The organism is Sphaerimonospora thailandensis (assembly GCF_016863115.1).
GTDB lineage: Bacteria > Actinomycetota > Actinomycetes > Streptosporangiales > Streptosporangiaceae > Sphaerimonospora > Sphaerimonospora cavernae.
This window is the reverse complement of the sequence record NZ_BOOG01000040.1, coordinates 20,357-32,884: the sequence shown is the minus strand read 5'-3', so window position 1 is coordinate 32,884 and position 12,528 is coordinate 20,357. Positions and strand designations below refer to the sequence as shown.

The window sequence follows — 12,528 nt, the reverse complement described above, 5'->3', positions numbered from 1 at the left end:
GACACGGTTTCAGGCGACGACGCGCAGCGTTCGCAGGGTCGGATCGCAGGCGTCGGGGATGTTCATGCCGGCGGCGACGCCGGTGGACACGTAGCGGAGAACGGGAGCAGTGATCAGTTCGCCGGGCGTCAGCGCCGGCGCCCCCGGCGGATAAGGCGTGACCATCTCGGCGATCACCCGGCCGGCGGCCTTCTCGATCGGCACCTGCTCGGTGCGGCCGAAGAAGGCGTCGCGCGGGGACATGACGGTCTCGAGTTCCAGTTCGCCGGGCCCGGGAAGGTCGATCTTCGCGGCCGACGGCAGGTCACCGGCGGCGGCCATGGCCCGCAGGGACTCGACCAGCACGTTCGTCGTCCCCGTGTCGTCACCTACCGTGATCTCCGCGGTGATCCGCCGATGGTCGCTCAGCGCCATGTTGATGTGGGTGCGCTGACGGAGCCAGTCGGCGGCGTGATAACCGTCGGCGCCGAGGCCGGCGACATCAATGACGATCTTCAGGGGGTCGAGCTCGAAGGCGTCGCACGACTCCTTGTCCAGCACCCGCAGGCCGCCGATCTGATTGATCGACGCACGGGCGGACATGGCCAGGTTGATGGCGCGGTCGAGCAGTTCCTTGCCCTGCTCGACCATCTGCCGACGCCAGCCGTCCATCGCCGCGTAGATCAGGGTGGACGGGCTCGTCGTGCCGAGCAGGTCCTCGCGGGCCTTGAGCACGTTCGGATCGACGCGGTCGCCCCGCAGATGGAAGACGGATCCCTGTTCGAGGCCGTTTCCCATCTTGTGGACACTGGTCACGCACACGTCCGCGCCGGCGTTCATGCCCCAGACGGGCAGACCCTGCGGATGGAACGGCAGGTGGGCGCCCCAGGCCTCGTCGACGATGAATGTGCGGTCGTGGCGTACGCACACCTGTTTGATGCCGGCGAGATCGGCGCAGGTGCCGTAGTCGGTGGGGCTCGCGACCAGCACGCCCCTGGCGTCCGGCTCCGCCTTGAAGGCCGCTTCGACCGCGGCGGGCGAGGGCGGATAGGAGAAGTGGAGGTCGGCATCCCATCCGGGGTGAACCCAGATCGGCTCGACCCCGCTCAGGATCAGCCCGGAGATCACCGACTTGTGCGAGTCGCGCGCGACCAGCAGTTTCTCTCCGGGTCCCGCCACCGACAGCATCGCGCTCTTGACCGACAGGGAACTGCCGCAGGTGGAGAAGAACGCCGTCTGCGCGTTCACGGCCTCCGCCATCAGTTGCTGGGCCTCCTCGAGCACGCCGCCGGTCATCCTGCGATCGTCCAGCCCGTTCGGAAGCAGGACGTCGGCCTTGAAGACGCCCTCCCCGAGCACGGCGAGCACCCGCGGATCCACCCCCCGTCCCTGCTTGTGCCCGGGCGGCGTGAACGACAGGTCACCGCGCTCGTGATAGGCGACGAGCGCTTCCAACACGGGCGCCCGAGACTGATCCATGGTCGTCCCTCCTCGGGTTCGGCCGACGGGCGTCCGGCGGTGGGCGCCGACGCGGACCGATTGAACCGCGTGGCGGGCTCCACCCCCGAAGGGCGGAGCCCGCCACACCCAAACCATGATCGGTAAGGCTCAGGCCAGGCCGCTCAGCGCAGGCCTCTCTCGCCGTTCGCTCATGGTGACGTCACGGACGGGCGCGACCAGCACATCGGCCAGCGCCTCGGCAGGAGTCGGCCTGATCTTGAGCGTCTCGGTCCCGGTCACGTCGAGCACCAGTCGCAAGACGCCGTGCACTCCGGCGAGGCACATGGATCCGCCGGCTTCCCGCAGAGTGTCGTGCATCTCCAGCAGAGCCTCCAGCCCGTACGAGTCGCAGAACTGGAGCACGGACGCGTCCACCACCAGCCTGACGCGTCCACGCTGGATGAGATCTCTGATCGCGCCACGGAGCACATCCCCGGTGGCGATGTCGAGCTCACCGGCCAGCGCGACCACGGAAGCCGCCTGGTGATCGCTGACAGTAATCTCGAGTGGTATTGCCATATACGCGCCTTCATCCATTTTCGGGGCGTACTGTCTGAAACGACGCTACCCGGCGGTGTGTCAGGTCCTGGTAATGCCGGACGGTCGATGCGTCGGAAGTCCGTCGCCGAGTCCCACGTTCCCCCCGCAAAGTGGCAAATCTGTAAAGAACCGTCTGAAGCGGATCTTTGTCGCGATCCCCCTTCAGGTGGCTGGGGTTCCCGGCCGGGGGCGCGGGTAATAATGCCGCGCCGTGCCTTGGTCTGCCTCTGACCAGGGGTATGCCTCACCTGGGGAGCGATTGGTGTTCCCTTTTCGAACGAGGGACGAATCCGACCACTTGTTCCTGAAAAGGGGGTGCCTCTTGAGATCGTTCGAGATGAGGCTGAATGGAGCTCCTTGTGGCGCTGCTGACCGCGCTGGGCGCGGTCGCCGGCGTGGTGCAGGCAGTTGTCGAGCTGATCGAGCGATCAGAGCGCAGGCGCCGCCGCCGAGAGGGCGGCGCCGGACTCGGCGGCCCTGATGCCGAGAGATTCGAGAGCCCTGGCGTAGGGGGCGGCTTGGGAACCGATGCGTCTAATGTCGGCTATGTGACGCCGTTCGGCGCCGCGCCGCCCTTGGACCCGGAGGTGCTCAGCACTTCCTGGCACTCCTGCTTGGCGTACCTCTTCGGGCTCGTCGGAGCTCTGATCTTCCGTCGCGACCCCAGGCCCAAGGTGCGCTTTCACGCCGCTCAATCGCTGCTGCTCGACGTGGTGTCCCTGGGATATCTGACGGTCGGCCTGGTCGCATGGGTGCTCTACAGCGCCGTACGGTATCCGGGGCCGGACGCGGAGATCCCACCGAACGACGCCGTGACCTGGGTATGGGTGCTCACGTCGCTGACCGGACCGCCCGTGGCACATCTTGTACTCGCGCTTCTCGCGCTCATGGGGCGGCATCCGCGGATCCCCGTGTTGTGGAAGGTCGCCGCGACGATCAGCGCCCGCCCGGTCTCGTGTTCGGGTTCGACTCCCTCCGACTTCGAAGCCGTCTGGCACCGCGTCGAGCTCTACGAGGGCGTCGAGTTCCGCAGGGCGTGGGGCGGGCGGTTCGTCTACCGGGTACGGGACGGCAGGGTTTGCCCGAGCCGTACGACGATCGACTCTGGCACCGGCATCCTGGGGAGTGGGCTGCTCCGCAGGCTCAGCGCGATCGTGTTCCCGAAGCGTGTGCACGACGGCATCCCTCGGGAGGATTTCGAGCGGGCGTGGCACATGATGCCGGTGCGGGGATCGAGGCAGCTCGATGACGTCACGGGGCGGCCGTATGTGTACGCGATCCTCACCGACCCCCGGGTGAGCCAGACGGAGACCGGAGGACGGAGGAGACACGCCGCGCCGGTGGAACTGGTGGAGGAACGGCCCTTCGACCCGAGCCTGTTCGTGGGTGTCCTCACGGCTCAGCCCGGTTGTTCCTGGCATGGTCATACGTGTGCCCGTCCGGTTGTCGCCGGCGTTCTGGTCCGCGACAAGGGCGGCGAAACCTGGCACGCCGTCTGCGACCGTGCCCTCACCGCCCTCCGCCACGCCTGACCTGGCTGCCGTTCACTGTTGGGGCTGGTCGTCGGCGGGGATGTGGGCCGCGGCGGCTCGGGCCGCGAGGAGCGCGGACAGGGCCGCGCAGTCGGCGGCGGTGAGCGGTGCGTGCGGGACGAGGTAGAGCAGGCCGGTGGGCCCGTCGACGAGGTCGACCGGCAGCGGACGCGGGAGTGTGTCGGTGGTCACGATGACGCCCATTCTGCCGGGTGCGACCGACAGAACGCGCCCGCTTATCCGGCCGCGCCCGCGCCCGAGGTCAGCGACTCAGATGGCGGCGATGGTGGCCGGGGCGCGCTCGGCGCGGCTGAGGGCACGTAGGACGGCGGTCGCGCCGTGCCGCTGCACGGCCAGGCGGGACAGCAGGTCGATCACCGTGTCCACGACGGAACCAGGAAGTTCCGGTGTGGGAACGCCGACGCTGACAGCTGAGCAAATGTCACTCTTGTCGTCAGATAGCTTTGCGCTATCTTGGTGATATCACTTCGATAGCCGACGATAGGGGAGAGGCGATGGAACGGAAGGTGTTCCGGCTGAACGGCTTCGCCGTGCTGCTGGTCCTGCTGGTGCTGGCCGGTGCGCTGGCCGCCGCCTGGCAGAGCACGCTGTCGGGGGCGGACCCGATGCCGTTCGAGGAGGGGCTGCCGGAGGGCGTCGGGCCGCTGATCGCGCTGACGATCGTGTGGGCGGTGTTCGCCGCGATCGTGGCGACGGGCTTCACCGTGATCAACCCGAACGAGGCCAAGGTCGTGCAGTTCCTGGGCCGGTACGTCGGCTCGCTGAGCGCCGCCGGCTTCCAATGGGTGCTCCCGCTCACCACGAAGCAGCGGGTCACGCTGCGGGTGCGGAACTTCGAAACGGCCAAGCTCAAGGTCAACGACGCCGACGGCAACCCGGTGGAGATCGCCGCGGTCGTGGTCTACAAGGTCGTCGACACCGCGCGGGCCGCGTTCTCCGTGGACGACTACGAGGAGTACGTGGCCATTCAGTCCGAGGCGGCCGTACGACACCTGGCCACGAGTCATCCGTACGACGCGCACGAGGAGGGCCGCACCAGCCTGCGCGACGGCGCCGAGGTGGCCGGGGAGCTCACCGCCGAGTTGCGCGAGCGCACCGACCTGGCCGGCGTCGAGGTCATGGAGGCGCGGATCACCCACCTGGCCTACGCCCCCGAGATCGCCCAGGCCATGCTGGTCCGTCAGCAGGCGGCCCAGGTCGTCGCCGCGCGTACCCGCATCGTCGAGGGCGCGGTCGGTATGGTGGGGCTCGCCCTGGACCGCCTGTCCGAACAGGGAGTGGTCGAACTCGATGAGGAGCGCAAGGCCCAGATGGTGTCCAACCTCCTGGTCGTCCTCTGCGGCGACCGAGCGACCCAGCCGGTGGTCAATGCCGGCAGCCTCTACGCCTGACCATGGTTGAACGGAAGAAGCTCCTGCTCCGGCTTGATCCGGCCGTCTACGAGGCGGTGGCCAGGTGGGCGGCCGACGATCTGCGCAGCATCAACGCCCAGATCGAGTACGGCCTGCGCCTCGCACTCAAGCACGCGGGGCGCGAGCCCAGGCGGCCCGGCACGAGCGATCCCGGAGAACCAGAACCCGGGTAAAAGGAGCCCGGGTAGAGGGAACCCGGTGGCGGGTCCGCCGCGTGGGAGGTCCCCGAGCCCCGGCCGCTGATCTGTCTTGTTGCCGCACTTCATCTGCTATACACCCCAGCTATAAACAACATGTATAGCTGGGGTGTATAGTCGCGCCATGTCACTTTCCCACACGTTGCTGGGGCTGCTGGAGCGGGGTCCCCGGCACGGGTACGACCTCAAGCAGGAGTTCGACGCCCAGTTCGGCCAGGATCGCCCGCTCCACTACGGCCAGGTCTACGCCACGCTGGCGCGGCTGCTGAAGAACGGGCTGGTCGAGGTCGACGCGGTCGAGCACGGGGGCGGGCCCGAGCGCAAGCGGTACGCGATCACGGCCTCCGGCGTCAGCGACGTGGCGAAATGGCTGTCCCAGCCGGAACGCCCCGAGGCCTACCTGAACAGCACCCTCTACACCAAGGTGGTGCTCGCGCTGCTGACCGGCAGGGACGCCGCGGCGATCCTCGACGTCCAGCGGGCGGCCCACCTCGACCTGATGCGGGAGCTGACCCGGCGCAAGACGCGCGGAGACCTGGCCGACGCGCTGATCTGCGACCACGCCATCTTCCACCTCGAGGCCGACCTGCGCTGGCTGGAGCTGACCAGCGCCCGGCTGGACCGGCTCGCCGAGAAGGTCCGCTCATGACGGGCGAGGCTCCGCTGCTGTCGGCCCGCGACCTCCACAAGACGTACGGTCCGACCCCGGCGCTCGACGGAGTGAGCATGGACGTGCGGGCGGGCGAGATCGTGGCCGTCATGGGACCGTCGGGATCGGGCAAGTCGACGCTGATGCACTGCCTGGCGGGCATCGTGCGTCCGGACGCCGGGGAACTGCGGTATCGCGATCGGAATCTGATCACCGCGTCCGACGCCGAACGCAGCGCCCTGCGGCGGAGGGAGTTCGGCTTCGTCTTCCAGTTCGGGCAGCTCGTGCCGGAGCTCACCTGCCTGGAGAACGTCGCGCTGCCGCTGCGGATGGAGGGTGTGCGCCGCGGGGAGGCCGAGCGGCGGGCCGCGCACTGGCTGGACCGGCTCGACGTCGCCGATGTCGCGGGCAAGCGGCCCGGGCAGGTGTCCGGCGGGCAGGGCCAGCGGGTCGCGGTCGCCAGGGCGCTGGTCACCGATCCGGCCGTGGTGTTCGCCGACGAGCCGACCGGCGCGCTCGACTCGCTCAACGGCGAGCTGGTGATGCGGCTGCTCACCGAATGCGTCGAGCAGTCGGGAACGGCGGTCGTGCTGGTGACCCATGAGCCGGCCGTCGCCGCCTACTCCCACCGGGAGGTCGTCATGCGGGACGGCAGGATCCGTACGAGCGCGGGGATGGTCCAGTGACCGGGGGCCCGGCGAGTGGCGCGGGCTGGGTGCGGCAACTCGCGTTCGGCGTACGACTGGCGTTCCGGGGCGGGGCCACCGGGTGGACGCGGGTGGCCCTGACGGCGACCGCCGTTGGCCTCGGCGTCGCGTTCCTGCTCCTGGCGGCGTCCGTGCCGAACCTCCTGTCGGCGCGGGACGCCCGCGAGAGCGCCCGTGTCGATTACCTCCAGCACCTGGAGCGGCGTGGTGACGACACGCTGCTGCTCGGCTTCGTCGACACCCAGTTCCACGGCATCAGGATCCGGGGCCGGCTCCTCCAGCCGGAAGGCCCCGCCGCTCCGGTGCCGCCGGGGCTGACCGCGCTGCCGAGGCCGGGCGAGATGGTGGTCTCCCCGGCGCTGGCCGCGCTGCTGTCCGCACCGGGGAGTGAACTGCTGCGGACTCGGCTGGATTATCGGATCGTCGGCCAGATCGAGGACGAGGGTCTGTCCGGGCCTGGCGAGTTCGCGTTCTACGCGGGCAGCGACCGGTTGGAGGGCTGGTCCGGCGTGCAGCGGCTGAACGCCTTCGGGGACCCGACCCCGGGCGATGGCCTCAGCCCGCGGCTCATGCTGCTGGTCATCGTCGCCTTCGTGGTGCTGCTGACACCGGTCGTGATCTTCATTGCCGCGGCGGTGCGTTTCGGCGGCGAGTCGCGCGACCGCCGGCTCGCCGCGCTGCGGCTGATGGGCGCCGACCGGCGGATGACTCGGCGGTACGCCGCCGGGGAGGCCCTGGCGGGCGGGCTGCTGGGGCTGGCCGTCGGAGTCGTGCTCTTCCTGGCCGGACGGCAGCTGATCGGCCGGTTCACGCTGTGGGACATCAGCGTGTTCCCCGCGGACGCCCGGCCGAGCCTTCCGCTGGCGGTGTCGATCGCCGGCGCCGTACCGGCGCTGGCCGTCACGGTCAGCCTGGGCGTGCTGCGCAAGATCGCCGTGGAACCTCTGGGCGTGGTCCGAAGGAGCGCGCAGGGCCGCCGACGGTTGTGGTGGCGGCTCCTGCTCCCGTTCGCCGGGCTGGCCCTCCTCGCTCCGCTGTTCGGCGGCAGGGCGGACACCGACGGGCAGCTCGCCCGCGTACAGGTGGGAGGCGGCGCGGTCCTCCTGCTCGTGGGCGTGGTGACCCTGCTGCCGTGGCTGGTGGAGGCGGTCGTACGGCGGATCGGCGGCGGCGGAGGCGTGTCGTGGCAGCTCGCCGTCCGCCGGATCCAGCTGGACAGCGCCTCCTCCGCCCGGCTCGTGAGCGGGGTCGCGGTGGCCGTCGCCGGGGCCATCGCGCTGCAGACGCTGGTCGCCGGCGTGGAGTCCGTCTCGGTCCAGGACACCGGCGCGGATCTTCACCGGGCGCAGGTGAACGTCGTGCTCAGTGAGGGAGCCACGTTCGCCGAGGCCAAGAAGATCACCTCACGATTCGCGGCGACCCCCGGGGTGCGCTCCGTCACGGGCACCGCCACATCCATCGGGCTCGTCGCGGGCACAGACCAGGACGTGCCGTTCATCATGGGCGCCTGCCCCGATCTGCGGGAGATGGCGGAGATCACCCGATGCCGTCCCGGTGACGTCTTCATCACCGAGCACGACCCGGAGTCGAGCGACGCCCCCGAGCCACCGCGTCCCGGACAGCAGGTCACGGTCGAGGACGCGACCTGGACCATTCCGGCCACGGTCACGCGGGTGAAGGGCAGGCGCTCGCCGGACGGAGGCGTGTGGCGTGGGGCGGTCCTGGCCACCCCCGAGGCCGCTGCCGACCTCGCGGCCAAGCCGCTGCGGCTGTCGCTCTACCTCGGTCTCGACCGGTCCGACCCGGACGCCGTGGAGCTGGTACGGAACACGGCGGCGGAGATCAGCCCGCTGACGCAGGTGTACGGCATCCAGGAGGTCCAGGTCGACGACAAGTTCGCGGGGATTGTGCGGGGGATCCTCGTGGGCACGGTGGCGATCCTGCTGCTGATCGGAGCGAGCATGCTCGCGACCACGCTGGACCAGCTCAGGGAGCGGCGTGCCCTGCTGGCCGCGCTGACCGCCTTCGGGGCCCGGCGCGGCATGCTGACGCGGGCGACGCTGTGGCAGATGGCGGTGCCGGTCGCGCTCGGGCTCGTGCCCGCGGTCCTGATCGGCACCGGTCTGGGGCTGGCGCTGCTCGCGATGCTCGGCCTTCCGCTCCACGTCAGCCCGGCGAACCTGCTGGTGACGGTCTCCGCCGGGGCGGGTGTGGTCGCCCTGGTGACGCTGGCGAGCCTGCCGGTCCAGCTGCGGCTCATGCGCCCCGAGGGCCTGCGCACGGAGTGAGCGTCCGCGGGAAACACGGGTGAGGCCACCGGTCGTGACGTCGTAGCCTCGGGGGAGCGCCGGACCACGAGGACGGCGCTCACGATCCACGAGGAGACTCCCGCATGTCGCCCGAGAAGCCCGAGCAGTACGGGCAGTCTGAGCAGCACGGGCAGCACGGGCAGCCCGAGCTGCACGCTGACTGCGCGAACTGCTTCGGGCTGTGCTGCGTCGCGCTGCCCTTCTCCGCCTCGGCGGACTTCGCGATCGACAAGCCCGGCGGGCAGCCCTGTCCCAACCTGCGGGCGGACTTCCGCTGTGGCATCCATCGGGATCTCAGGCAGCGCGGCTTTCCGGGCTGTGTCACCTTCGACTGCTTCGGCGCCGGGCAGAAGGTCTCGCGGGTCACCTTCGGCGGCCGGGACTGGCGGGAGGACCCGGTGTCCGCGAAGCGGATGTTCGAGGTTTTCCCGATCATGCGGCAGCTTCACGAGCTGCTCTGGTACCTGAACGAGGCGCTGACCCTTCCGGCCGCCCGCCCGATCCACGGCGATCTGCGGCGGGCACTGGAACAGACGGAACGCCGCACGCTCGACAACCCCGACACGCTGATGAAGCTGGACGTGGCGGCGCATCGGAGCGAGGTCAACGTGCTGCTGCTGCGCGCGAGTGAGCTCACCCGGGCCGCTGCCGTACCCGGGCTGAAGGCCGAGGCGCCGCGCGGCCGCAAGAACGCCGGAGGCAAGAACGTCGGAGGCAAGAAGGCCGGGGCGGGGCGGGCACGGAAGAAGGAGCTCAGGGGCGCCGATCTCATCGGAGCGGATCTCAGGGGCGCGGATCTGACCGCCGCCAACCTGAGAGGGGCCTATCTCATCGGGGCCGACCTGAAGGGCGCCGACCTGCGGGTGGCCGACCTCATCGGGGCCGACCTGAGAGGGGCCGATCTCCGCGGCGCCGACCTCACCGGCAGCATCTTCCTCACCCAGTCGCAGGTGAACGCGGCCAACGGCGACGCCGCCACCCGTCTGCCCGCCACGCTCGAACGCCCCGCCCACTGGGACGAGAACGTCCGCGGCGACCGCCAAAACCCTGCGAATAATGGCGATTCGGACACGTCAAAATAATTGCTTACGCGGATTTTTCCGGCAATAGCCGTACGATCACCCACCTGGAGTCCCATCTCCGATCTCCCTGAGAGTTTCCTGATAAACCGCCATGTGCTGCGCTGGGAAGCGCATAATCGCGGATGGCAGAGGAGGCGGCACCTGATGTGCCGGCTGGGGAAGGAGTTGCACCAAACCGCCATGGAATGTTCCACGAACTGACCGAGGTCGGCAATGGAGTGTCCATGAAATCGCAGCGAATCCTCCGCGCGCTGCCGTTCATCGCGATGGCCGCCGTGGTCGCGGTCGACCTGCTGGTCGGACCCACCCTGATCTTCCTGCCGCTGCTCACCCTGGGGCCGGCCTTCGCCTCGGTCTCGGGCGGCGTACGCCGTACCGCGGTGGTGGGCGGACTCTCACTCGCGCTCTACGTTCCCCTGGCCGCGTACGACCATCTGCTGGGCAGACCGCAGAACACGCTCACGATGGCCTCGATCGTCGGGGTCACCGCGGCCAGCATGCTGGCCAGCCGGCTGCGGACCAGGCGGGAACGCGAACTGGCCAACGTACGCCTCGTCGCCGAGGCGGCCCAGCGCGTGCTCCTGCGGCCCGTCCCACGCGGGGCCGGAGACGTGCGGGTCGCGCTGTCCTACACCTCGGCCGCGGCGGAGGCGCAGATCGGCGGCGACCTGTACGAGGTGGTCATCACACCCGAGGGGGTGCGGCTCCTGATCGGTGACGTACAGGGCAAGGGCCTGGAGGCCGTGGAGACCGCGGCGTGGGTGCTTGGAGCGTTCCGCGAGGCCGCCTACGACCAGGCCGAGCTGCTCGGCGTCGCCGAGCGGCTGGAGGCCAGCCTCGCCCGCCATCTGAGCGGGGAGAAGTTCGTCACGGCGATCCTGGCTGAGGTGCACGACCACGAGATCTCACTGCTCAACTGCGGTCATCCCGCCCCGTTCGTCCTGAGCCGGGACGGCGGCATCCGGCTGGCCGAGCCGCCCGAGGAGGCCGCTCCGCTCGGGCTCGCCGAGCTCGGCTCGCCACGGCCCAAGCCGTACGGCATCCCCTTCGAGGACGGCGACCAGATCCTCTTCTACACCGACGGCGTCGTCGAGGCCCGGGACAGGCAGGGGACCTTCTATCCGCTCGAGGAACGCGCGCGCCTGCTGCGGGCGCCCGATCCCCAGGCCGCGCTGGACGAGTTGCGCGCCGATCTGCTGCGCCACGTGGGCGGTCCCGTGCCGGACGACGCCGCCATGCTGCTCCTGCGCCGCAACCCGGCTCACCGCCTGTAGCACGCGGATATGCCGCCTCCAACGTGGGCCGCCCCGGATTGCGGGTAAGGGGGCGTGGATGGCCGCGAGCTAAGGAGGGGGACGCGGTGAGTCAGCACACGCCGGAACACGATCCGCATTCGCGGTTCGAGGACGAGGGCATTCCCGATCTTCAAGACGGGACCCCGCAGCAGCAGTGGGCGGTCGACCCCCAGGAGGCGCCGCTGCCGGCGGATCAACCGACAGCGGTGGACGACTACGGCACCACGATCGACGAGGCGATCCAGGGCGAGCCCCTGGACAGCCGGTTGAGCAGGGAGCTGCCCGAGGAGCAGCCGGTCTACGGCACGGGCGGGCCGCCCACCGTCCACCAGGAGCGGCCGCGGACCGGGCGCGCGATCACCGAGGACGGCGGGCTCGGCGTCGGCTCCGACCTGGACACCGACTACGAGCAGGACAGCGGGGTGGCCCCCGGGTGGCAGGCACAGCCGCAGGAGCCGTCCGGCGCCGTCTGGGACACCCCACGCCCCGCCGGCCGTCTCGTCGCTCCGGACGAGGGCGCCCACGGCGACGCCGAGCCGGACGAGGCGGCCATGGAGGTCGGCCCCGACGCGGGGGGCTACAGCGCCGAGGAGGCCGCCATGCGAGTGGAACCCGAATGAGGGAGGACGAGCGATGCCAAGGGAAGAGGACAAGGGCACTACTTTCGACAGCGATCTGCACAACATGGGCGGCGACATCGGTCCGGCGTCGATCCGCGGCGCCAACCGGAGTCCACGGGGCAAGCCGGACGACACGGCCGAGCCCGCGAGCGGCTACGCCAAGCCGATGGGTTACGTCACCGGACGCGACGACGAGTGGGGCGTGACCGCCGGGTCGGACGAGAAGTCGGTGGCGGCCCGCACCGACGAGGTCCCGGATCACCTGGAGACCGCCGGCCCCAGCCCGCACCCGATGCCGCCGGACGCCATCGAAGAGCAGGGACATGGCGGCCGCCCCGGCTTCCGGGTGCAGGGGCCTGTGGATGAGGCCGAGCACGGTGTCGTCGAGGACGACACGCCGCGCGGCTCCATGCCGTACCGCGTCGGAGAAGGCGGGCACGTCGGCGGCGACCTGGAGTGGGCGGCGCCGGGCGAGGACGATCCGGACGTCGGCTCGGGCCGTACCGACGCCGACGACGGCGGTTACCTGCCCGGTGAAGGCACCGGGCGCCTGTACTGACGCGGACCTCTCGCGTGCCTGACGGCACACGCCGGAGCCGCCTCCGCGCCCGAGCCCGACTTCGGCTCCGGGGACCGACGCCGGACGACCCGGGAGGACGCCGGTCCCCGGCATCGGGGGGATGCC

Annotated in this window: 13 protein-coding genes; 10 read left to right on the top strand and 3 right to left on the bottom strand. The window is 70.3% G+C overall.

Features of this window, described 5'->3' with window-relative positions; all coding sequences use genetic code 11:
- Nucleotides 1–9: 9 nt before the first annotated feature.
- Together Mth01_RS20330 and Mth01_RS20325 are read right to left on the bottom strand one after the other, a co-directional pair.
- Nucleotides 10–1,458: an aminotransferase class I/II-fold pyridoxal phosphate-dependent enzyme gene (locus tag Mth01_RS20330; protein ID WP_204017491.1), complete on the bottom strand. Its 1,449-nt coding sequence runs from the start codon at nucleotides 1,456–1,458 to the stop codon at nucleotides 10–12.
- 129 nt (nucleotides 1,459–1,587) lie between these two features.
- A complete protein-coding gene (locus Mth01_RS20325) occupies nucleotides 1,588–1,998 on the bottom strand; it encodes an STAS domain-containing protein (protein ID WP_204017490.1) in 411 nt (136 codons plus the stop codon).
- 368 nt (nucleotides 1,999–2,366) lie between these two features.
- Here Mth01_RS20325 and Mth01_RS20320 point away from each other — a divergent pair, with 368 nt between their 5' ends.
- Complete coding sequence (locus Mth01_RS20320) at nucleotides 2,367–3,551, top strand: hypothetical protein (RefSeq protein WP_204017489.1); 1,185 nt, start codon at nucleotides 2,367–2,369, stop codon at nucleotides 3,549–3,551.
- Nucleotides 3,552–3,563: 12 nt separating this feature from the next.
- Here the strand turns inward: Mth01_RS20320 and Mth01_RS20315 are convergent, their stop codons facing one another.
- Entirely contained in the window at nucleotides 3,564–3,743 is a 180-nt protein-coding gene (locus Mth01_RS20315) for a hypothetical protein (protein WP_204017488.1), read from the bottom strand.
- 323 nt (nucleotides 3,744–4,066) lie between these two features.
- Between Mth01_RS20315 and Mth01_RS20310 the strand changes: the two genes are divergently transcribed.
- The 9 genes from Mth01_RS20310 to Mth01_RS20270 all read left to right on the top strand — a co-directional run bounded on the left by Mth01_RS20310 (nucleotide 4,067) and on the right by Mth01_RS20270 (nucleotide 12,402).
- Nucleotides 4,067–4,963 carry an SPFH domain-containing protein gene (locus Mth01_RS20310; protein ID WP_204017487.1) on the top strand — a complete coding sequence of 299 codons (897 nt, stop codon included), beginning with the start codon at nucleotides 4,067–4,069 and terminating at the stop codon, nucleotides 4,961–4,963.
- Nucleotides 4,964–4,965: 2 nt separating this feature from the next.
- Nucleotides 4,966–5,157 carry a hypothetical protein gene (locus tag Mth01_RS20305; protein WP_204017486.1) on the top strand — a complete coding sequence of 64 codons (192 nt, stop codon included), beginning with the start codon at nucleotides 4,966–4,968 and terminating at the stop codon, nucleotides 5,155–5,157.
- 148 nt (nucleotides 5,158–5,305) lie between these two features.
- Nucleotides 5,306–5,830 carry a PadR family transcriptional regulator gene (locus Mth01_RS20300; RefSeq protein ID WP_204017485.1) on the top strand — a complete coding sequence of 175 codons (525 nt, stop codon included), beginning with the start codon at nucleotides 5,306–5,308 and terminating at the stop codon, nucleotides 5,828–5,830.
- Nucleotides 5,827–6,516, top strand: coding sequence for an ABC transporter ATP-binding protein (locus Mth01_RS20295; RefSeq protein WP_204017484.1), 690 nt, complete (start codon nucleotides 5,827–5,829; stop codon nucleotides 6,514–6,516). The genes Mth01_RS20300 and Mth01_RS20295 overlap by 4 nt, the downstream gene beginning before the upstream one ends.
- On the top strand, nucleotides 6,513–8,825 hold the full coding sequence (locus tag Mth01_RS20290) for an FtsX-like permease family protein (RefSeq protein ID WP_204017483.1): 2,313 nt from the start codon (nucleotides 6,513–6,515) through the stop codon (nucleotides 8,823–8,825). The genes Mth01_RS20295 and Mth01_RS20290 overlap by 4 nt, the downstream gene beginning before the upstream one ends.
- Before the next feature lie 104 nt (nucleotides 8,826–8,929).
- Nucleotides 8,930–9,928 (top strand): pentapeptide repeat-containing protein, encoded by a 999-nt coding sequence (locus tag Mth01_RS20285; protein WP_204017482.1) that lies wholly within the window; start codon nucleotides 8,930–8,932, stop codon nucleotides 9,926–9,928.
- Nucleotides 9,929–10,152: 224 nt separating this feature from the next.
- Nucleotides 10,153–11,202, top strand: a complete 1,050-nt coding sequence (locus Mth01_RS20280; protein ID WP_239089846.1) for a PP2C family protein-serine/threonine phosphatase — start codon at nucleotides 10,153–10,155, stop codon at nucleotides 11,200–11,202.
- Between the two features lie 86 nt (nucleotides 11,203–11,288).
- Nucleotides 11,289–11,843 carry a DUF5709 domain-containing protein gene (locus tag Mth01_RS20275; RefSeq protein ID WP_204017480.1) on the top strand — a complete coding sequence of 185 codons (555 nt, stop codon included), beginning with the start codon at nucleotides 11,289–11,291 and terminating at the stop codon, nucleotides 11,841–11,843.
- Between the two features lie 13 nt (nucleotides 11,844–11,856).
- Entirely contained in the window at nucleotides 11,857–12,402 is a 546-nt protein-coding gene (locus Mth01_RS20270; RefSeq protein ID WP_204017479.1) for a hypothetical protein, read from the top strand.
- The last annotated feature ends 126 nt before the right edge of the window (nucleotides 12,403–12,528 follow it).